Origin of the sequence: Streptomyces sp. HPF1205, assembly GCF_020400825.1 — a bacterium.
Classification (GTDB): domain Bacteria; phylum Actinomycetota; class Actinomycetes; order Streptomycetales; family Streptomycetaceae; genus Actinacidiphila.
Genome location: NZ_JAINVH010000014.1, coordinates 120110 through 138348 on the forward strand (window position 1 = coordinate 120110; position 18239 = coordinate 138348).

Genomic DNA, 18239 nt, shown 5'->3' on the forward strand with positions numbered 1-18239 from the left:
TTCCCGGTTACCAGACGTAGGCGAGGACTTCCCCACCCACGCCCTTCTTCTGCGCCTGCTGGCCGGTGAGCAGACCGTGGGACGTGGAGATGATCGCCACGCCCAGGCCGCCGAGCACCTTCGGCAGGTTGGTGGACTTTGCGTAGACCCGAAGGCCCGGCTTGCTGATCCGCTTGATGCCGGCGATCGAGCGCTCGCGGTTGGGGCCGAACTTCAGCTCCAGGACGAGGTTCTTGCCGACCTCGGCTTCCTCGACCTTCCATCCGGTGATGTAGCCCTCCTGCTGGAGGATCTCCGCGATGTGCGACTTGATCTTGCTGTACGGCATCTGCACGTCGTCGTGGTACGCCGAGTTCGCATTGCGCAGACGGGTCAGCATGTCTGCGATGGGGTCGGTCATGGTCATGTTGGCACTGGGCCTCTCTCGCCGGGGTTTCCTGTCTGCTCCGTCCCTCTCCCCCGGACTTGCCGGGGACGGGTGTGGAGCGGGGACCTACGGCGTAGTGGTTCGGTCCTGCTTACCAGGAGCTCTTGGTCACGCCCGGCAGTTCGCCGCGGTGCGCCATCTCACGGAGGCACACACGGCACAGGCCGAACTTGCGGTAGACGGAGTGCGGCCGGCCGCAGCGCTGGCAGCGGTTGTAGGCGCGCACCGAGAACTTGGGCTTGCGGGCGGCCTTAGCGATCAGAGCCTTCTTCGCCATCACGCCTCCTTGAAGGGGAAGCCGAGGTGACGAAGCAGGGCCCGGCCCTCGTCGTCGTTGGTCGCCGTGGTGACCACGGTGATGTCCATACCCCGGACGCGGTCGATCTTGTCCTGGTCGATCTCGTGGAACATGACCTGCTCGGTGAGACCGAAGGTGTAGTTGCCCCGGCCGTCGAACTGCTTGGGCGACAGTCCGCGGAAGTCGCGGATGCGCGGCAGCGCGAGCGACAGCAGCCGGTCCAGGAATTCCCACATCCGGTCACCGCGCAGGGTGACGTGCGCACCGATCGGCTGACCCTCGCGCAGCTTGAACTGAGCGATGGACTTGCGGGCCTTGGTGACCTGCGGCTTCTGGCCGGTGATCGTGGCGAGGTCGCGGATCGCGCCCTCGATCAGCTTGGAGTCGCGGGCGGCGTCGCCCACACCCATGTTGACCACGATCTTGGTCAGACCGGGGATCTGCATGACGTTCTCGTACTTGAACTCGTCACGCAGCTTGCCCGCGATCTCCTCGCGGTAGCGCGCCTTCAGGCGCGGGGTCGTGGTGGTGGCAGTCATCAGATGTCCTCACCGGTCCGCTTGGCAACGCGGATCTTGTTGCCGTTCTCGTCGAAGCGGTAGCCGACGCGGGTCACGACCTTCTTGCCGTCCTTCTCCACGACCAGCTGAACGTTGCTGACGTGGATGGGGGCCTCGGTGGTGATGATGCCGCCGGTCTTGGAACCGCGGTCGGTCTGACCGGCCTTGGTGTGCTTCTTGACCCGGTTCACACCCTCGACCAGGACACGGTCCTCGCGGGGGTAGGCCACGATGACCTTGCCCTGCTTGCCCTTGTCCTTGCCGGTGATGACCTGGACCAGGTCGCCCTTCTTGATCTTCATCGGTTACAGCACCTCCGGCGCGAGCGAGACGATCTTCATGAACCTCTTCTCGCGCAGCTCACGGCCGACCGGGCCGAAGATGCGGGTGCCGCGCGGGTCGCCATCGTTCTTGAGGATGACGGCCGCGTTCTCGTCGAAGCGGATGTACGAGCCGTCGGCACGACGGCGCTCCTTCACGGTGCGCACGACGACAGCCTTGACGACCTCGCCCTTCTTCACGTTGCCACCGGGGATCGCGTCCTTGACGGTGGCGACGATGACGTCACCGATGCCCGCGTAGCGGCGACCGGAGCCGCCGAGAACGCGGATGCAAAGGATCTCCTTGGCACCCGTGTTGTCGGCGACACGAAGTCGCGACTCCTGCTGGATCACGTCTTTCTCCTGTGTGTCTGCCGGTTCCCGGGCCGACGCGCCGCGCGCGCCGGGCCGAGCCTGGCGGAACTGTCCTGCGGGGGATTCCCCGCAGGAATTGCCGACCGGTACCGGCCGGACCGCTGACTTGCGTCACACGGCCCGGCCGGACCGGACCCGCGAGTCGCCCCGCGGAATTACTTCGCCTTCTCCAGGATCTCCACGACGCGCCAGCGCTTCGTGGCGGACAGCGGCCGGGTCTCCATCAGGAGGACGCGGTCGCCGATGCCGGCGGCGTTCTGCTCGTCGTGCGCCTTGAGCTTGCTGGTACGGCGGATGACCTTGCCGTACAGGGCGTGCTTGACGCGGTCCTCGACGGCGACCACGACGGTCTTGTCCATCTTGTCGCTGACAACCAGACCCTCACGGGTCTTGCGGAAGCCGCGCTGCTCGGTCGCGTTGGTCTCAGTCACACTGCTCTCGCTCATCAGGCGTTCTCCACCGATTCCACGGTCTCGATGCCCAGCTCGCGCTCGCGCATCAGGGTGTAGATCCGGGCGATCTCCTTGCGGACGGTCTTCAGCCGGGCGTTGTTCTCCAGCTGTCCGGTGGCCGCCTGGAAGCGGAGGTTGAAAAGCTCCTCCTTGGCCTCGCGCAGCTTGCCGACGAGCTCCTCGTCACCAAGCTGGCGCAGCTCGGTCGCCTTGGTACCGGCCGCCATCACGACTCACCTGCCTCGCGCCGCACGATGCGGCACTTCATCGGAAGCTTGTGGGCGGCTCGGGTGAGCGCCTCACGCGCGACCTTCTCGTTCGGGAAAGACAGCTCGAACATCACCCGTCCCGGCTTGACGTTCGCGATCCACCACTCCGGCGAACCCTTGCCGGAACCCATGCGGGTCTCGGCCGGCTTCTTGGTCAGCGGGCGGTCCGGGTAGATGTTGATCCAGACCTTGCCGCCACGCTTGATGTGACGGGTGATGGAGATACGAGCGGACTCGATCTGCCGGTTGGTCACGTACGCCGGGGTGATGGCCTGCAGGCCGAACTCGCCGAACGCCAGCTCGGTGCCGCCCTTGGCCATGCCGTCGCGCTTGGGGTGGTGCTGCTTGCGGTGCTTGACCCTGCGGGGGATCAGCATTGTTGCTCAGCCTTCCGTTCCGGGGGTCTCCGCCGCCGGGGCCTCAGCGGCGGGCGCCTCGGCCTTGGCGGCCTGGGCGCCTTCCTGCTGCGGACGCCGGCCGCGGCCACCGCGCTCGCCGCCGCGGCGCTGCGGACGCTCGTTGCCGCCGCCGCGGGCCGGACGGTTGCCGGCGCGGGCGGCCGCGTTGTCGGCGCGCACCTCGGCGATGTTCTTCACGTCGCCCTTGTAGATCCAGACCTTCACACCGATCCGGCCGAAGGTGGTCTTGGCCTCGAAGAAGCCGTAGTCCACGTTGGCGCGCAGGGTGTGCAGCGGAACCCGACCCTCGCGGTAGAACTCCGAGCGGGACATCTCGGCGCCGCCGAGGCGGCCACCGCACTGGATCTTGATGCCCTTGGCGCCGGCCTTCAGGGTGCCCTGCATGCTCTTGCGCATGGCACGCCGGAAGGAGACACGCGAGGAGAGCTGCTCGGCGACCGCCTGGGCCACCAGCTGCGCGTCCATCTCCGGGTTCTTGACCTCGAGGATGTTGAGCTGGACCTGCTTGCCGGTCAGCTTCTCCAGGTCGCCGCGGATACGGTCGGCCTCCGCGCCGCGGCGGCCGATGACGATGCCCGGCCGGGCGGTGTGGATGTCGACGCGGACGCGGTCGCGGGTGCGCTCGATCTCCACCTTGGAGATGCCGGCCCGCTCCATGCCCTGCGTCATCATCCGGCGGATGGCGACGTCTTCCTTGACGTAGTCCTTGTACAGCTTGTCGGCGTACCAGCGGGACTTGAAGTCCGTGGTCACACCGAGCCGGAACCCGTACGGGTTAACCTTCTGGCCCATTACCGGGTCCCTTCCTTGCTGGCGACGACCACGGTGATGTGGCTGGTCCGCTTGCGGATCCGGTAGGCGCGGCCCTGGGCGCGCGGACGGAACCGCTTCAGGGTCGGGCCCTCGTCCACGTACGCCTCGCTGATGTACAGCGACTTCGGGTCCGTGTGGTCGTAGTTGTGCGCGGCGTTGGCGATGGCGCTGTCCAGCACCTTGCCGACCGGCACGCTCGCGGCCTGCGGCGTGAATCGCAGGACCGCCTGAGCCTCCGTGGCGTCCATGCCACGGATGAGGTCCACCACGCGGCGGGCCTTCATGGGCGTGACGCGGATGTACCGCGCCTGGGCCCTGGCTTCCATGGTTGTCCCTTCAGTGTCTGTCATGGTCTGGCGTTCCTTGCCGCTGATCAGCGACGACGCGACTTGCGGTCGTCCTTCTCGTGGCCGCGGAAGGTGCGGGTCGGCGCGAACTCGCCGAGCTTGTGGCCGACCATCGACTCAGTGACGAACACCGGGACGTGCTTACGGCCGTCGTGCACCGCGATCGTGTGGCCCAGCATCGCCGGGACGATCATCGAGCGGCGGGACCAGGTCTTGATGACGTTCTTGGTGCCGGCTTCGTTCTGGGCGTCCACCTTCTTGCTCAGGTGGTCGTCGACGAAGGGCCCCTTCTTGAGACTGCGCGGCATCTACACCCGCTCCTAGCGCTTCTTGTTCGTCTTGCGGCGGCGGAGGATCAGCTTGCTGCTCGCCTTCTTGGGAGAGCGGGTGCGACCCTCCTTCTGACCCCAGGGGGAGACCGGGTGGCGGCCACCCGAGGTCTTGCCCTCACCACCACCGTGCGGGTGGTCCACCGGGTTCATGGCGACACCGCGGACGGTCGGGCGGACGCCCTTCCAGCGCATGCGGCCGGCCTTGCCCCAGTTGATGTTGGACTGCTCGGCGTTGCCGACCTCGCCGATGGTGGCGCGGCAGCGCACGTCCACCATCCGGACCTCGCCGGACGGCATGCGAAGGGTGGCCATGTTGCCCTCCTTCGCCAGCAGCTGCACCGAAGATCCCGCGGAGCGGGAGATCTTGGCGCCGCCGCCGGGCCGCAGCTCGATCGCGTGGATCGTGGTGCCGACCGGGATGTTGCGCAGCGGGAGGTTGTTGCCCGGCTTGATGTCGGCGCCCGCGCCGTTCTCGATCCGGTCGCCCTGTCGCAGCCGGGCCGGGGCGAGGATGTAGCGCTTCTCGCCGTCGGCGTAGTGCAGCAGCGCGATGCGCGCGGTGCGGTTGGGGTCGTACTCGATGTGCGCGACCTTCGCGGGCACGCCGTCCTTGTCGTGCCGCCGGAAGTCGATGACACGGTAGGCGCGCTTGTGGCCACCGCCCTGGTGGCGGACGGTCACACGACCGGCGTTGTTACGGCCGCCCTTGCTGTGCAGCGGGCGGACCAGCGACTTCTCCGGCGTGGACCGCGTGATCTCGACAAAGTCGGCGACGCTGGAGCCACGACGGCCCGGGGTCGTCGGCTTGTACTTGCGGATACCCATTGTCTCTCAGTCCTCGGAATTTTCCGGACTATCAGGACGTCCCGGCCGCCGTCAGGCGGTCGGAGCGCCGAAGATGTCGATGCGGTCGCCCTCGGCGAGGGTCACGATGGCGCGCTTGGTGTCGGCGCGCTTGCCGAAGCCGGTACGGGTGCGCTTGCGCTTGCCCGGCCGGTTGATCGTGTTGACCCCGATGACCTTGACCTGGAAGACCGCCTCGACGGCCTGCTTGATCTGGGTCTTGTTGGCGCGCGGGTCGACGATGAACGTGTACTTGTTCTCGTCCAGCAGCGCGTAGCTCTTCTCGGAGACCACCGGCTTGAACAGGATGTCACGGGGGTCCGTGTACGTCTTGCTGGTGACGGCGGTCTGCGTCACGGTCTGCTCGGCCATCAGGCGTCGCTCCCTTCGGTCTCGGCGGCGCCGTTGCCGACACCCACGAACCGGTCGAAGGCGGCCTTGGTGAAGACCACGTCGTCGGAGACGAGCACGTCGTACGTGTTCAGCTGGCCGGCGTCCAGGATGTGCACCTGGGGCAGGTTGCGCGCCGACAGCCAGGCGGCCTCGTCGGAGCGCTCCAGGACCAGCAGCACGTGCTTGCGCTCGCTGATCCTGCCCAGCAGGCTCTTCGCGGCCTTGGTCGACGGGGCCTCGCCCTCGACGACGCCGGTCACGACGTGGACGCGGTTGTGGCGCGCCCGGTCGGTGAGGGCACCGCGCAGCGCGGCGGCCTTCATCTTCTTCGGGGTCCGCTGCGAGTAGTCGCGCGGCACGGGGCCGTGCACGACGCCACCGCCGGCGAACTGCGGCGCGCGGGTCGAGCCCTGGCGGGCCCGGCCGGTGCCCTTCTGGCGGTACGGCTTCTTGCCGCCACCGCGGACCTCGCCGCGCGTCTTGGTCTTGTGCGTGCCCTGGCGGGCCGCGGCCAGCTGCGCGACGACGACCTGGTGGATCAGCGGGATGCTGACCTTGGCGTCGAAGATCTCGGCCGGGAGCTCTACGGTCCCGGCGGTGTCGCCGGACGGCGACAGGATGTCAATGGTGCTCATATCCTCAGGCCCCCTTGGCCGCGGTGCGGACCAGGACGAGGCCGCCGTTCGGACCAGGAACCGCGCCCTTGATCAGGAGCAGGCCCTTCTCCGCGTCAACGGCGTGGACGGTCAGGTTCTGGGTGGTGACCCGCTCGTTGCCCATGCGGCCGGCCATGCGCAGGCCCTTGAACACGCGGCCCGGGGTGGCGCAGCCGCCGATGGAGCCCGGGGAGCGGTGCTTGCGCTGCACACCGTGGCCGGCGCCGAGGCCGCCGAAGTTGTGCCGCTTCATGACACCGGCGAAGCCCTTGCCCTTGCTCTTGCCGGTCACGTCCACCTTGACGCCGGCCTCGAACACCGTGGCGGTGATCTCCTGGCCGAGCGTGTACTCGGTGGCGTCGGCGGTGCGCAGCTCCACCAGGTGGCGGCGCGGGGTGACGTCGGCCTTGGCGAAGTGGCCCTTGAGCGGCTTGTTCACCTTGCGCGGGTCGATCTCGCCGAACGCGAGCTGGACCGCCTCGTAGCCGTCGGTGTCGTTGGTACGCACCTGGGTGACGACGTTGGGACCGGCCTTGACCACGGTCACCGGGACGACACGGTTGTTCTCGTCCCAGACCTGGGTCATGCCGAGCTTCTCGCCCAGGATGCCCTTGATCTGCTTGGTCATCTGTCCGCGCCTCTCAGAGCTTGATCTCGATGTCGACGCCGGCCGGCAGGTCCAGGCGCATCAGCGAGTCAACGGTCTTCGGCGTCGGGTCGAGGATGTCGATCAGGCGCTTGTGCGTGCGCATCTCGAAGTGCTCGCGCGAGTCCTTGTACTTGTGCGGCGACTTGATGACGCAGTACACGTTCTTCTCAGTGGGCAGCGGCACCGGGCCCGCGACCTGCGCACCGGTACGGGTCACCGTCTCGACGATCTTCTTCGCCGAGGAGTCGATGACCTCGTGGTCGTAGGCCTTGAGCCGGATGCGGATCTTCTGTCCCGCCATGGCTACTCCGTAGTCCTTGTCTCTGTATACGCTCTGGCATCCGCTCGTCCGACCCACGCGGTCGGGCGTGTCGCGCCCCTGGCACATGATTCTCCGCATGCGGAATTCCCTGCCCCAGGGAGGTTCGTGGGAGAGACCCCACCGGATGCCTGGCCGGAGCCGCACTGACGCTTCCCGGAAGATTCCCGTACGTCCGCCCCAGCGCTGCCCGGAGGGCAGATAGGACGACGAGTACTGTGGGACTCGCTTCCGGTCCTCCCGACGGGAGGCGCGCAGCATCGGCGCTCGACCGAGCAACTTGGGTAGTTTGCCATACACCGGCAGCCCGGCGCCAATCGAGCGGGTCAGCTTACCCCTGACGAGTGGCCCGCCAAACCTGAGGGCGGCCGGACGGCGTCCTCGCGCCGCCTCGTCCCCGGACCCCGCGCGAAACGGCCCCGCCCGTCAGGGGGAGCCGTGGCATGCTGAGCACGGAAGCAGCCGGGCCCATTCCGCTGAAGGAGCGTCGCGATGAGCACTGCCCTGCCGCAGTGGATGTATCCACCGCGCGACAGCGGGTGGGAGGCGGACGATCTCGACCTGCTCCCGCCCGACGCCCCCCGCCACATCGAGTTGCTCGACGGAGCGCTGATCTTCAACATGTCTCCGCAACGCAGCTGGCACGACCGCGTGATCCGGCGCCTCACCGCAGCGCTCGAAGCCGCCGCACCGTCGGGGTGGACGGTCGAGGCCCAGATGACGGTGAAGCTGAACCGACGGAGTCGACCGGAACCCGACGTGGTCGTCGCTTCGGTCCCGTACGACCCGCGGCGCACCCGGTTCCTGCCTGCCGATGTCGCGCTGCTGGTCGAAGTGGTGTCGGCGGAGTCGGAGGACCGCGACCGGCGATACAAGCCCGGGCTGTACGCCGACGCGGGTGTTCGGAACCTGTGGCGTATCGAGGACGAGGACGGGCTGCCCGTCATCCACACCTACGAGCTGGACGACACCACTCGCGGCTACGTGGCCACGGGCGTGCACCGGGATGCGTTCATGGCCGCCGTTCCGTTCCGCGTCGAGCTCAACCCCGGGGCGCTTGCCCGCTGAACTCGCCCCGCGCTCCGGAACCGGCGCCTGAACCGCCGCCGGAACCCGCAACGCCGAACACGCGTCCACGGGGCGGAACCCCGGCCCGCCCGGAGCGCTCTTCACAGGTATGAGGGTGCTGTCAGCAGGGGGGCCGTCCCGGCGCGGGCTGGTGGCAGCCGCGGTGGCCGTCGCGGCCGGAGCGGGCGGCGCGGTCGCGGGGTGCGGCGTCGGCGCGAAGGCCACGGCGCGGCGGCTCACGCTGCCGGACCCGCGCGCCACCCAGCCGTACCGGGAGACGCCCGCCGGCCAGGTGGTCATGAACATACTGGCGCACCCGGACGACGACCTGTTCTTCATGAACCCGGACACGTACACCAGCCTGCGGGCGGGCGTCCCGGTGGTGTCCGTGTACGTCACGGCCGGAGAGGCGACGGGCGTCAACCACGAGCCGTACGGCCCGAGGAGGCACCACGAACACGACCTCGACGGGTATTCCTCGGCGCGCCACCAGGGGCTGCGCCAGGCGTACGCCGCCATGCTCGGCCTGCCCCACTTCACCCCCTGGCAGCGGGAGGTGATCGCGCTCGGCAGCGGCATCCCCGTCGAGGTGGACACCCTGACCAGCGGCGCGATGACCGCCCGGCTGGTGTTCCTGCAGGTGTCCATGCACGAGTGGGGTCCGACCGCCAGCCTGCCCATGATGTGGAGCCGCTCCGGCGTCGCGCTCCCGTACATCGTCGCCAAGGGCGCGCCCTCCCCCGCCGACAAGCCCGCGGTCTGGACCCGCGCCAAGCTCGTCGACGCCCTCGTCGACCTCATGGACCGGTACGGACCGACCCACATACGCACCCTCGACCCGGATCCCGACATCCAGGTCCACGACAGGAAGCACCCCAAGGGCAGCGACCAGCCCGGCTACTCCGACCACCGCGACCACACCGCCGCCGCGCTGTTCGCCTGGAAGGCGATGGACGAGTGGGTGGCGCGGTCCGCGGCCAAGGACGGCACGGTGCCGCGCTTCACCTCGGCCGCCTACCGCGGCTACTACAACCAGCGCTGGCCGAAGAACCTCCCGCCGGCGACGGTCGCCCTCAAGGCGCGCTTCCTCTACCAGTACGGCGGCAACATGGCCTGGCACTGCGGGAACCCCAGTGGCTGCGGGGACTACGGCCAGGGCGAGAACGAGCCGCTGACCAACCACAAGGGCTGGATACGGTCCACCCACCCGCGCTATCCCGGTACGCGGACGGCGATCGCGGACACCCCGGGCGGACGGACCGCCTTCGAGGTGCTGGGGCTGCGGGCGGTACGGCGCACCGAGACCCGGCCCGGCGTGTGGGGCCCGGCGCAGGATCTCGGGGGCGGGCCGCTGGCTCCCGCGCTGTCGTGCGTGCGCACCCCCGACGGGACCGTCCGGCTGTTCGCCCTGCGCTTCGCCTCGCTCGAGGGGCACGGCGGGCGCAACGCGCGGGACATCGTGGTCTGGTCGCAGGGCCCGGGCTGGCGGTCGCTGGGCAACCCCGAGCCCGACGACGACCGCGGCCGCCGCGTCGGCTCGCCCGTCGCCCTGCTCACCCCCGACGGCCGGGTCCACCTCTTCGTACGCAACGCGGCACGCGGGCTGTCCGAGCGGGTCCTGGCCGACGGCCGCTGGACTCCGTGGCGGAACCTGCGCGGCGGCGAGGTCCAGGAAGGGCTCGCCGCGCTGACCGACGCCTCGGGCCGGATCCATGTCTTCGGCGCCGGCCACGTGGCCGTGCACCACTGGGCCCAGGACGTCCCCGGCGGCCCCGTCGCCTACCGCCCGCTGAAGGGCCTGCCCCTCCCCGGCGACATCCCCGCGGCCCGCAGGTCGGGGACCGGCGTCGAGCTCTCGTACCCCCACCCGGCGAGCGGCCGGCGCTTCCGCCGGGACCTGGTCCTCTGAGGAGCCGGTCTTCCGAGGAGCCGGTCTTCCGCGGGCCCGGCCTTGCGAGGACTCCCCCGGGTACGCCAAGGGGCCCCGCGTCCTGGTGAACGCGGGGCCCCTGCCGGCCGGAGCCGGATGCTAGCGCGAGGTCACTTGACGATCTTGGTGACCTGGCCGGCGCCCACCGTGCGGCCACCCTCGCGGATGGCGAACTTCAGGCCCTCCTCCATGGCGACCGGCTGGATCAGCTGGACCGTCATGGCGGTGTTGTCGCCCGGCATGACCATCTCGGTGCCCTCGGGGAGGGACACCACGCCGGTCACGTCCGTGGTACGGAAGTAGAACTGCGGGCGGTAGTTGTTGAAGAACGGCGTGTGGCGGCCGCCCTCGTCCTTGGACAGGATGTACGCCTGCGCCTCGAACTCGGTGTGCGGGGTGACCGAACCCGGCTTGATGATGACCTGGCCGCGCTCGACGTCCTCGCGCTTGATGCCGCGGAGCAGCAGACCGACGTTCTCACCGGCCTGGCCCTCGTCGAGGAGCTTGCGGAACATCTCGATACCGGTGACGGTGGTCGAGGTCTTCTGCTCCTTGATGCCGATGATGTCGACCGTCTCGTTGACCTTCAGGATACCGCGCTCGATACGGCCGGTGACGACCGTACCGCGACCGGTGATCGTGAAGACGTCCTCGATCGGCATCAGGAACGGCTTGTCGACGTCACGCTCGGGGGTGGGGATGGCCTCGTCCACGGCCTTCATCAGGCCGAGGAGCTTGTCGCCCCACTCCTTGTCGCCCTCAAGGGCCTTGAGCGCGGAGACGCGCACGACCGGCAGGTCGTCGCCCGGGAACTCGTACTCGGAGAGCAGCTCACGGACCTCGAGCTCGACGAGCTCCAGGATCTCCTCGTCGTCCACCATGTCCGCCTTGTTCAGGGCGACCACGATGTACGGCACGCCGACCTGGCGGGCCAGGAGCACGTGCTCCTTGGTCTGCGGCATCGGGCCGTCGGTGGCGGCGACCACCAGGATGGCGCCGTCCATCTGCGCCGCACCGGTGATCATGTTCTTGATGTAGTCCGCGTGACCGGGGCAGTCGACGTGGGCGTAGTGACGCGTCTCGGTCTGGTACTCGACGTGCGCGATGGAGATGGTGATACCGCGCTGGCGCTCCTCGGGAGCCTTGTCGATCTGGTCGAAGGCCGAGGCCTCGTTCAGGTCCGGGTACGCGTCGTGCAGCACCTTCGTGATCGCCGCGGTAAGGGTCGTCTTACCGTGGTCGATGTGACCGATGGTGCCGATGTTGACGTGCGGCTTAGTCCGCTCGAACTTCGCCTTCGCCACTGGGGTCCTCCTGGAAGTGGATCTGTACGCCTTGCTTCATCGGCGCCAGGTGATCTTTGCTGGAATTCAAGCCTACGGCGGGTTACTCGCCCTTGGCCTTCGCGATGATCTCCTCGGCGACGTTCCGCGGAACCTCGGCGTAGGAGTCGAACTGCATGGAGTAGCTGGCCCGGCCCGAGGTCTTCGACCGCAGGTCACCGACGTAGCCGAACATCTCCGACAGCGGGACCAGGCCCTTGACGACCCGGGCACCGCTGCGCTCCTCCATGGCCTGGATCTGGCCACGGCGGGAGTTGAGGTCGCCGATGACGTCGCCCATGTAGTCCTCGGGGGTGGTGACCTCGACGGCCATCATCGGTTCGAGGAGTACGGGGCTGGCCTTGCGCGCGGCCTCCTTGAAGGCCTGCGACCCGGCGATCTTGAACGCGAGTTCGGAGGAGTCGACCTCGTGGTAGGCACCGTCGAGAAGGGTGACGCGGACGCCCACCATCTCGTAGCCGGCCAGGATGCCGAACTTCATGGCCTCCTGGCAGCCCGCGTCCACCGACGGGATGTACTCGCGGGGGATGCGGCCACCGGTGACCTGGTTGACGAACTCGTAGGAGGCGTCGCCGCCCTCGATCGGCTCGAGCGCGATCTGGACCCGCGCGAACTGGCCCGTACCACCGGTCTGCTTCTTGTGGGTGTACTCCACCTTCTCGACCGTCTTGCGGATGGTCTCGCGGTAGGCCACCTGCGGCTTGCCGACGTTGGCCTCGACCTTGAACTCGCGCCGCATCCGGTCGACCAGCACCTCCAGGTGCAGTTCGCCCATGCCGCCGATGATGGTCTGGCCGGTCTCCTCGTCCGAGTGGACCTGGAAGGAGGGGTCCTCCTCCGCGAGCCGCTGGATGGCGACACCCAGCTTCTCCTGGTCACCCTTGGACTTGGGCTCGATCGCGACCTGGATGACCGGCGCCGGGAAGTCCATCGACTCCAGGATCACCGGGTTCTTGTCGTCGCACAGCGTCTCACCGGTGGTGGTCTGCTTCAGGCCCATGACGGCGACGATGTCGCCGGCGCCCACCGAGTCGATCTCCTCACGCTTGTTCGCGTGCATGCGGTAGATCTTGCCGATGCGCTCCTTCTTGCCCTTCACCGAGTTCAGCACGGCCGAACCGGATTCCAGGCGACCGGAGTAGATCCGGACGAAGGTGAGCTTGCCCAGGTGCGGGTCGCTCATGATCTTGAACGCCAGCGCGGACAGCGGCTCGTCGTCCGACGGCTTGCGCTTGATGATCTCCTCCGCGTCGTTGACCGCGTGGCCCTCGATGGCCTCGATGTCGACGGGAGAAGGCAGGTAGCGCACGACGGCGTCGAGCAGCGGCTGCACGCCCTTGTTCTTGAACGCGGTACCGCAGAACACCGGGGTGACGGTCGTGCCGCCGCCCTTGCCGGAGTTGATGGTGATACGGCGGATCGCCGCGTACAGCTGCTCCTCGGTGGGCTCGGTGCCCTCCAGGTACAGCTCCATCATCTCGTCGTCGTTCTCGGCGACGGCCTCCAGCAGCTTGCCGCGCCACTCGTCGGCCGCCTCGGTGTGCGTGGCCGGGATGTCGACGACGTCGTACATCTCGCCCTTGGTCGCCTCGGGCGACCACACCAGGGCCTTCATGCGGACGAGGTCCACCACGCCCTTGAAGTCGGCCTCGGCACCGATCGGGAGCTGCATGACCAGCGGGGTCGCGCCCAGGCGGTCCACGATCATGTCGACGCAGCGGTGGAACTCCGCGCCGGTGCGGTCGAGCTTGTTGACGAAGCAGATGCGGGGCACGCCGTAGCGGTCGGCCTGCCGCCAGACCGTCTCGGACTGCGGCTCCACACCGGCGACACCGTCGAAGACGGTGACGGCGCCGTCGAGGACGCGCAGCGAGCGCTCCACCTCGACGGTGAAGTCGACGTGCCCGGGGGTGTCGATGATGTTGATGGTGTGGTCGACATCATCCAGCGGCCAGTGACAGGTGGTCGCGGCGGACGTGATCGTGATGCCGCGCTCCTGCTCCTGCTCCATCCAGTCCATGGTGGCGGCGCCGTCGTGGACCTCACCGATCTTGTAGGAGACACCGGTGTAGAACAGGATCCGCTCGGTGGTCGTCGTCTTGCCCGCGTCGATGTGGGCCATGATCCCGATATTGCGGACCCTGGCCAGGTCAAGCGAAGTGGTGGCCATGTGGCTCAGTCTTCTCTCGGTTCTCGATGGGGTTGCTGACTACCAGCGGTAGTGCGCGAAGGCCTTGTTGGACTCGGCCATCTTGTGCGTGTCCTCGCGACGCTTCACGGAGGCGCCCAGACCATTGCTGGCGTCGAGGATCTCGTTCATCAGGCGCTCGGTCATCGTCTTCTCGCGACGGGCGCGGGAGTAACCGACCAGCCAGCGCAGCGCCAGGGTGTTCTGGCGGCCCGGGCGGACCTCGACCGGCACCTGGTAGGTCGCGCCACCGACGCGGCGGGACTTGACCTCAAGGGTGGGCTTGATGTTCTCCAGCGCGCGCTTGAGGGTGATGACCGGGTCGGTGCCGGCCTTCTCCCGCAGGCCCTCCAGGGCACCGTAGACGATGCGCTCGGCGGTGGAGCGCTTGCCGTGCAGGAGGATCTTGTTGACCAGCGACGTCACCAGCGGGGAGCCGTAAACCGGGTCGATGATGACCGGACGCTTCGGGGCGGGGCCCTTACGAGGCATTGCTTACTTCTCCTTCTTGGCGCCGTAGCGGCTGCGGGCCTGCTTGCGGTTCTTGACGCCCTGCGTGTCGAGGGATCCACGGATGATCTTGTAACGAACACCCGGCAGGTCCTTCACACGGCCGCCGCGCACGAGCACGATGGAGTGCTCCTGCAGGTTGTGCCCCTCGCCCGGGATGTAAGCGGTGACCTCGATACCGCTGGTCAGACGCACACGCGCGACCTTACGGAGGGCCGAGTTCGGCTTCTTCGGGGTGGTCGTGTACACGCGTGTGCAAACGCCGCGGCGCTGCGGGGAACCCTTCAGCGCGGGCGTCTTGTTCTTCTCGACCTTGTCCTGCCGGCCCTTGCGGACCAGCTGCTGGATCGTAGGCACCGTTTCTCCGGTTTCTGTGTGCCGATCTCGATAAATCTAACCCGGGGACCGACCCACGCGGTCGGGTGTGTCGCGCACCCCGCACGCTTCCGTAGTGACGGAGAAGTGCGGTAGGACGGCATCGCGGCCTCGGTGTTTCCCGCGCGGTCCGATGGCACGCGCAAGAACCCGGGCACACCCCAGGCACAAAGTCAGAGATTACCCAGCCCGTCAGCTCCGGTCAAAACAGATCTCCGACGGCGATAAGGGCACCGGCCCGGAAGGCCCGGCGGCCCGCACGCGCCGGACACCCGGCCGCGGCCCGCCGGACACCCGGGCGCCGCCCGCCGGCCGTGCGCGGTCCACGCCCGCTAGCCGTGCGCGGTCCACGCGACGAGCCCCGCGAGCAGGACGGTCACGGCCAGCATGAGGCCCGTCACAACGTATCCCAGTACCAGCCCGGCCACCGCCAGGCCGTCTCCCTGCTCGCCGGTCCGGCGGATACGGCGGCGGGCGATGTGGCCGAGGACGATGGCGGGCACGGCGGGCAGGCCGAACATGGTGCCCGCGATGCCGCAGACCAGGGAGCCCACGGCGTAGCCGTTGGTACGCGGCGGGGCCGGGGGGTACGGCCAGAAGGCCGGCGGGGCCTGGACCGGCGGCAGGCCGTGCGGGATGTCCCCGGTCAGGACGTCCAGGTCGCCGTAGGTCCGCGCCTGGTACGCGCGGCCGATCCGGTCCTCGTACTCGCTCTGCGTCAACCGCCCCTCGGCGAACGCCTCCTTGAGGAGGCCCACCGCGTGTTCCCGATCCGCGTCACCGGCCAGCATCTCTCCATCATGCCTCCCGCAGGCGCCTCCCGCCGCGTCCACGGGCGACCGCGCGCCGGCCGGGACGCGGGACGGAGGGGCGGATCGGGCGGTGGGCCGGGCACGCGGGCCGGGGCGTGCCCGGCCGGGCCGGTCGGGCCGGCACGGTGACAGGGGCGGTGACAGGGGCGGTGGCCAGGCCGGTCGGGCGGGGCGGGGCAGGCCGGGGCGGCGGGGCGGTCAGTCCGATCCGGCGCCCTCGCCGCGCGGCGCCTCCGCCTCCCCGGGCAGGAACTGGCCGACGACCTTGACGAACATCCTGCGCTGGTCTGCCGGCACGCCGAGCGCCTCCGCCAACTCCTCCAGGGACGGCGGGCGGTCGGCGCTCGCCGCCCGGCCCGCGGACACGGCGGCGCCGGCAGTCGGCAGCGGCAGCTCCTCGGCGGTCAGCCGGCCCGAGCGGATGAGCATCTCGCGCACGGGCACGTCCAGCACGCGCGCCAGCCGGCGGGTGGTCTCCAGATCGGGCATGCTCTGCCGCTGCAGCAGCCGGGTCACGGCGGCACGGTGCACCCCCGCGTCGTCGGCGATCCGGGACTTGCCGCCGCCGCGCGGGCTGTCGATGTCGTAGCCCCGCCGGCGCATCAGCTCTTCGATCCAGGCCGCGAAGGCATCGAGTTCACTAGCGGTCATGCCTGCCTGCTCTCTAGAGGGGGGACTCTCTATCGTAGCGCGCTTGCACGCACGAAATGACCACAGACCGAGCAGGTCCAACCGGCAAGAAATCCGTACTTTCCGGCGGACTTCGCGTGAGCGGCGGCCCCTTGGGCGGCATAGTTGCGCGCTCGCGCGCAATCTGTCACGGTGAGGAGGCTCCGGACCACTCTCCGGACCCGCTCTCCCCAGGGAGGCCCCATGCCCGTCGTCACCGCGCCCACCGCGCCCACCGCACCCACCGCCGTTCCCGCCGCGTCCGCGGCACCCACCGGGTCGGCGCCGTCCGCGCCGCCCGCGCCGTCCGCCGCGCCGCCGCCGGTGCCCCTGTCCGTCCTGCTGTCCGCGTCCCGGCCCGCGTGCGCGGGACTCGACCCGCGTGCCGTGTTCGCCCGGCGCGTCAAGGACGCCGCGCCCGCCCTGCGCGCATGCGCCCGCTGCCGGCTGCACGAGGCGTGCGAGCGGGCGGTCGCGCCCGCCGAGTCCTGGTTCGACGGCGTGTGCGCCGGCCGCCTGTGGCGCAACGGCCGCCCGGTGGCCGCCGCCACTCCCGACCCGCGGGAGCGCCCGTGACCTCTCGGCCCGCCGCCGACGCCGCCGACGCCGCCGTATGGATCGGCACCCTGATCAGCCAGTTCCCCGAGCTCGCCGAGGAACTCGTCCCCGGCCGCGGGTCCCGCGCCGCCGCCGGCCCGGAACCGGGGCTCGGCCGTCTCACCGACGCCGAACGCGAGCGCCGCCTCGCCCGCCGGGAGCGGCGCCGCGCCGAGGAGCGCGGGGAGGCCCTGCTGCTGCAGCAGCGCCACGGCCTGGCCGTCCCCGGGTACAGCGCCGCCCCGGTACGGCTGCACATCTCCGACACCATCCGCGACGTCACCGACGGTGTCGTGGAGTTGGAGGAGGCCGTGCACGCGCGGCTGCGGCTGGGCCGCCCGCGCCGCGCGGACGTGCCCGAGCGGCTGCGCCGCCTCGCCGCGCTGCTGGACGTGATCGCCGGCCACCCGGTCCTGGCCCGCCACGTCCGCGACGAGACCCGGCGCATGGCCCGCCGTGTCGCGCACGCCCTGGGCGACACCGAGGCACTGGTCCGGCTGCCGGGCCGCTGCCCGTGGTGCGACTCGGTGTCACTGCGCTCGGCTCCCGCCCACGGCACGGTGCTGTGCGTCAACCCCGCGTGCCGCTGCGACGACCCCGACTGCGGCTGCCACGACGACCCGGCGTACCGGCACGTGTGGCCGTCCGGCACGGGCGACGCCCCGGGCGCGTCCGGCGCGGGAAGCGCCGCGGACACCGCGGGCCCCGCAGGCCCCGCGGGCCCCGCAGGCACCGCGGACACGGCGAACGGCGGGCCGGCCCGCGCGAGCACCACGAACGACCCGCGCGACCCGCACCGCGCAGGCGCGACGGGCGGCAGCCCCGGTCCCCGCGCCGCAAGGGCCACCGCCGCCGCGAGCGGCACGAGCGCCGCGAGCAGTACGAGCCGTACGAGCGGCACGAGCGCTACGCACCGTACGTACGGCACGAGGGCCGGGACCACGGAAGGCGGTGTCCGATGACCCGGGCGGCGGCGCGGCCGACGCTGATCCCCGGCACGCTGGCGGCCCACGAGGCCGGGGTCGTGCCCGCCACGATCCGCAAGTGGGTGCAGCTCGGCTACCTGCGGCCCGCCGGGAAGTCCGGGCGGATGCTGATGTTCCGGCTGGAGGACGTGTTCGCCGCCGAGCGCGCCGCGCGCCGCCGCCCCGCGGCACCCTGACCGGCGGGCGGCCCCATGCGTGCGCGTACGCACACTGATCGCGCCGCAGCCCCCTCTCCGACGCCCCGACCGCGCCCATCGCGCAGCGGGGCGTCAGGCGTTTCCGGGCCCGG

Annotated in this window: 27 protein-coding genes; 5 read left to right on the forward strand and 22 right to left on the reverse strand. The window is 69.9% G+C overall.

What is annotated here, in order from left to right; genetic code table 11:
- Positions 1-7 precede the first annotated feature (7 nt).
- The 16 genes from rpsH to rpsJ all read right to left on the reverse strand — a co-directional run bounded on the left by rpsH (position 8) and on the right by rpsJ (position 7454).
- Positions 8-406: a 30S ribosomal protein S8 gene (gene rpsH / locus K7G61_RS18015; protein ID WP_225847888.1), complete on the reverse strand. Its 399-nt coding sequence runs from the start codon at positions 404-406 to the stop codon at positions 8-10.
- 112 nt (positions 407-518) lie between these two features.
- Entirely contained in the window at positions 519-704 is a 186-nt protein-coding gene (locus K7G61_RS18020) for a type Z 30S ribosomal protein S14 (RefSeq protein WP_225847889.1), read from the reverse strand.
- Positions 704-1264, reverse strand: a complete 561-nt coding sequence (gene rplE, locus K7G61_RS18025) for a 50S ribosomal protein L5 (protein WP_225847890.1) — start codon at positions 1262-1264, stop codon at positions 704-706. The genes K7G61_RS18020 and rplE overlap by 1 nt, the downstream gene beginning before the upstream one ends.
- Positions 1264-1587, reverse strand: coding sequence for a 50S ribosomal protein L24 (gene rplX / locus K7G61_RS18030; protein WP_225847891.1), 324 nt, complete (start codon positions 1585-1587; stop codon positions 1264-1266). The genes rplE and rplX overlap by 1 nt, the downstream gene beginning before the upstream one ends.
- Positions 1588-1590: 3 nt before the next feature.
- Positions 1591-1959: a 50S ribosomal protein L14 gene (gene rplN, locus K7G61_RS18035; RefSeq protein WP_037912379.1), complete on the reverse strand. Its 369-nt coding sequence runs from the start codon at positions 1957-1959 to the stop codon at positions 1591-1593.
- Between the two features lie 176 nt (positions 1960-2135).
- Entirely contained in the window at positions 2136-2426 is a 291-nt protein-coding gene (gene rpsQ / locus K7G61_RS18040; RefSeq protein WP_225847892.1) for a 30S ribosomal protein S17, read from the reverse strand.
- A complete protein-coding gene (gene rpmC / locus K7G61_RS18045) occupies positions 2426-2659 on the reverse strand; it encodes a 50S ribosomal protein L29 (RefSeq protein WP_225847893.1) in 234 nt (77 codons plus the stop codon). Before rpmC ends, rpsQ begins: the two co-directional genes overlap by 1 nt.
- Complete coding sequence (rplP, locus tag K7G61_RS18050; protein WP_225847894.1) at positions 2659-3078, reverse strand: 50S ribosomal protein L16; 420 nt, start codon at positions 3076-3078, stop codon at positions 2659-2661. Before rplP ends, rpmC begins: the two co-directional genes overlap by 1 nt.
- Positions 3079-3084: 6 nt before the next feature.
- Entirely contained in the window at positions 3085-3912 is an 828-nt protein-coding gene (rpsC, locus tag K7G61_RS18055) for a 30S ribosomal protein S3 (protein ID WP_225847895.1), read from the reverse strand.
- Complete coding sequence (gene rplV / locus K7G61_RS18060) at positions 3912-4259, reverse strand: 50S ribosomal protein L22 (protein WP_225847976.1); 348 nt, start codon at positions 4257-4259, stop codon at positions 3912-3914. Before rplV ends, rpsC begins: the two co-directional genes overlap by 1 nt.
- Before the next feature lie 47 nt (positions 4260-4306).
- A complete protein-coding gene (gene rpsS, locus K7G61_RS18065; RefSeq protein ID WP_225847896.1) occupies positions 4307-4588 on the reverse strand; it encodes a 30S ribosomal protein S19 in 282 nt (93 codons plus the stop codon).
- Between the two features lie 12 nt (positions 4589-4600).
- Entirely contained in the window at positions 4601-5437 is an 837-nt protein-coding gene (gene rplB, locus K7G61_RS18070; RefSeq protein ID WP_225847897.1) for a 50S ribosomal protein L2, read from the reverse strand.
- Positions 5438-5488: 51 nt separating this feature from the next.
- Positions 5489-5827, reverse strand: a complete 339-nt coding sequence (gene rplW, locus K7G61_RS18075; RefSeq protein ID WP_225847898.1) for a 50S ribosomal protein L23 — start codon at positions 5825-5827, stop codon at positions 5489-5491.
- A complete protein-coding gene (rplD, locus tag K7G61_RS18080) occupies positions 5827-6483 on the reverse strand; it encodes a 50S ribosomal protein L4 (protein WP_225847899.1) in 657 nt (218 codons plus the stop codon). The genes rplW and rplD overlap by 1 nt, the downstream gene beginning before the upstream one ends.
- Before the next feature lie 4 nt (positions 6484-6487).
- Positions 6488-7132, reverse strand: a complete 645-nt coding sequence (rplC, locus tag K7G61_RS18085) for a 50S ribosomal protein L3 (protein ID WP_225847900.1) — start codon at positions 7130-7132, stop codon at positions 6488-6490.
- A 13-nt stretch (positions 7133-7145) separates the two neighbouring features.
- Entirely contained in the window at positions 7146-7454 is a 309-nt protein-coding gene (gene rpsJ / locus K7G61_RS18090; RefSeq protein WP_014144312.1) for a 30S ribosomal protein S10, read from the reverse strand.
- 510 nt (positions 7455-7964) lie between these two features.
- On the opposite strand from rpsJ, the gene K7G61_RS18095 reads away from it, so the two are divergent.
- A complete protein-coding gene (locus K7G61_RS18095; protein ID WP_225847901.1) occupies positions 7965-8540 on the forward strand; it encodes a Uma2 family endonuclease in 576 nt (191 codons plus the stop codon).
- 115 nt (positions 8541-8655) lie between these two features.
- Positions 8656-10449, forward strand: a complete 1794-nt coding sequence (locus K7G61_RS18100) for a PIG-L family deacetylase (RefSeq protein ID WP_225847902.1) — start codon at positions 8656-8658, stop codon at positions 10447-10449.
- 131 nt (positions 10450-10580) lie between these two features.
- Here K7G61_RS18100 and tuf read toward each other — a convergent pair whose 3' ends face one another.
- From tuf to K7G61_RS18130, 6 genes are all read right to left on the reverse strand, one after another.
- Positions 10581-11774, reverse strand: a complete 1194-nt coding sequence (tuf, locus tag K7G61_RS18105) for an elongation factor Tu (protein WP_225847903.1) — start codon at positions 11772-11774, stop codon at positions 10581-10583.
- Positions 11775-11856: 82 nt separating this feature from the next.
- Entirely contained in the window at positions 11857-13983 is a 2127-nt protein-coding gene (gene fusA, locus K7G61_RS18110; RefSeq protein WP_225847904.1) for an elongation factor G, read from the reverse strand.
- Positions 13984-14022: 39 nt separating this feature from the next.
- The gene (rpsG, locus tag K7G61_RS18115; RefSeq protein WP_225847905.1) at positions 14023-14493 is read right to left on the reverse strand and encodes a 30S ribosomal protein S7; all 471 of its coding nucleotides are present in this window, start codon (positions 14491-14493) and stop codon (positions 14023-14025) included.
- 3 nt (positions 14494-14496) lie between these two features.
- On the reverse strand, positions 14497-14868 hold the full coding sequence (gene rpsL / locus K7G61_RS18120) for a 30S ribosomal protein S12 (RefSeq protein ID WP_014144289.1): 372 nt from the start codon (positions 14866-14868) through the stop codon (positions 14497-14499).
- 350 nt (positions 14869-15218) lie between these two features.
- A complete protein-coding gene (locus tag K7G61_RS18125) occupies positions 15219-15677 on the reverse strand; it encodes a DUF1707 and DUF4190 domain-containing protein (RefSeq protein WP_225847906.1) in 459 nt (152 codons plus the stop codon).
- 219 nt (positions 15678-15896) lie between these two features.
- Entirely contained in the window at positions 15897-16349 is a 453-nt protein-coding gene (locus K7G61_RS18130) for a helix-turn-helix transcriptional regulator (protein WP_225847907.1), read from the reverse strand.
- 222 nt (positions 16350-16571) lie between these two features.
- Between K7G61_RS18130 and K7G61_RS18135 the strand changes: the two genes are divergently transcribed.
- Genes K7G61_RS18135 through K7G61_RS18145 form a run of 3 tightly spaced genes read left to right on the forward strand, consistent with a single transcriptional unit; the run spans position 16572 to position 18126 of the window.
- On the forward strand, positions 16572-16943 hold the full coding sequence (locus tag K7G61_RS18135; protein ID WP_225847908.1) for a hypothetical protein: 372 nt from the start codon (positions 16572-16574) through the stop codon (positions 16941-16943).
- Entirely contained in the window at positions 16940-17926 is a 987-nt protein-coding gene (locus tag K7G61_RS36995; protein WP_308190660.1) for a hypothetical protein, read from the forward strand. Before K7G61_RS18135 ends, K7G61_RS36995 begins: the two co-directional genes overlap by 4 nt.
- Positions 17923-18126: a hypothetical protein gene (locus tag K7G61_RS18145; RefSeq protein ID WP_225847909.1), complete on the forward strand. Its 204-nt coding sequence runs from the start codon at positions 17923-17925 to the stop codon at positions 18124-18126. Before K7G61_RS36995 ends, K7G61_RS18145 begins: the two co-directional genes overlap by 4 nt.
- Positions 18127-18239: the final 113 nt, after the last annotated feature.

Bases quoted from the DNA above. Each gene is read 5' to 3' on its own strand.
- rplD (WP_225847899.1), bottom strand. From the start codon at position 6,483: ATGAGCACCATTGACATCCTGTCGCCGTCCGGCGACACCGCCGGGACC.
- K7G61_RS18130 (WP_225847907.1), bottom strand. From the start codon at position 16,349: ATGACCGCTAGTGAACTCGATGCCTTCGCGGCCTGGATCGAAGAGCTG.
- rpsS (WP_225847896.1), bottom strand. From the start codon at position 4,588: ATGCCGCGCAGTCTCAAGAAGGGGCCCTTCGTCGACGACCACCTGAGC.
- K7G61_RS18125 (WP_225847906.1), bottom strand. From the start codon at position 15,677: ATGCTGGCCGGTGACGCGGATCGGGAACACGCGGTGGGCCTCCTCAAG.
- rpmC (WP_225847893.1), bottom strand. From the start codon at position 2,659: ATGGCGGCCGGTACCAAGGCGACCGAGCTGCGCCAGCTTGGTGACGAG.
- K7G61_RS18145 (WP_225847909.1), top strand. From the start codon at position 17,923: ATGACCCGGGCGGCGGCGCGGCCGACGCTGATCCCCGGCACGCTGGCG.
- K7G61_RS18020 (WP_225847889.1), bottom strand. From the start codon at position 704: ATGGCGAAGAAGGCTCTGATCGCTAAGGCCGCCCGCAAGCCCAAGTTC.
- K7G61_RS18095 (WP_225847901.1), top strand. From the start codon at position 7,965: ATGAGCACTGCCCTGCCGCAGTGGATGTATCCACCGCGCGACAGCGGG.
- rplB (WP_225847897.1), bottom strand. From the start codon at position 5,437: ATGGGTATCCGCAAGTACAAGCCGACGACCCCGGGCCGTCGTGGCTCC.
- rplP (WP_225847894.1), bottom strand. From the start codon at position 3,078: ATGCTGATCCCCCGCAGGGTCAAGCACCGCAAGCAGCACCACCCCAAG.
- rplX (WP_225847891.1), bottom strand. From the start codon at position 1,587: ATGAAGATCAAGAAGGGCGACCTGGTCCAGGTCATCACCGGCAAGGAC.
- rplW (WP_225847898.1), bottom strand. From the start codon at position 5,827: ATGGCCGAGCAGACCGTGACGCAGACCGCCGTCACCAGCAAGACGTAC.
- rplC (WP_225847900.1), bottom strand. From the start codon at position 7,132: ATGACCAAGCAGATCAAGGGCATCCTGGGCGAGAAGCTCGGCATGACC.
- rpsQ (WP_225847892.1), bottom strand. From the start codon at position 2,426: ATGAGCGAGAGCAGTGTGACTGAGACCAACGCGACCGAGCAGCGCGGC.
- rplV (WP_225847976.1), bottom strand. From the start codon at position 4,259: ATGGAAGCCAGGGCCCAGGCGCGGTACATCCGCGTCACGCCCATGAAG.
- rplE (WP_225847890.1), bottom strand. From the start codon at position 1,264: ATGACTGCCACCACCACGACCCCGCGCCTGAAGGCGCGCTACCGCGAG.
- rpsC (WP_225847895.1), bottom strand. From the start codon at position 3,912: ATGGGCCAGAAGGTTAACCCGTACGGGTTCCGGCTCGGTGTGACCACG.
- fusA (WP_225847904.1), bottom strand. From the start codon at position 13,983: ATGGCCACCACTTCGCTTGACCTGGCCAGGGTCCGCAATATCGGGATC.
- rpsJ (WP_014144312.1), bottom strand. From the start codon at position 7,454: ATGGCGGGACAGAAGATCCGCATCCGGCTCAAGGCCTACGACCACGAG.
- rpsG (WP_225847905.1), bottom strand. From the start codon at position 14,493: ATGCCTCGTAAGGGCCCCGCCCCGAAGCGTCCGGTCATCATCGACCCG.
- K7G61_RS18135 (WP_225847908.1), top strand. From the start codon at position 16,572: ATGCCCGTCGTCACCGCGCCCACCGCGCCCACCGCACCCACCGCCGTT.
- rpsH (WP_225847888.1), bottom strand. From the start codon at position 406: ATGACCATGACCGACCCCATCGCAGACATGCTGACCCGTCTGCGCAAT.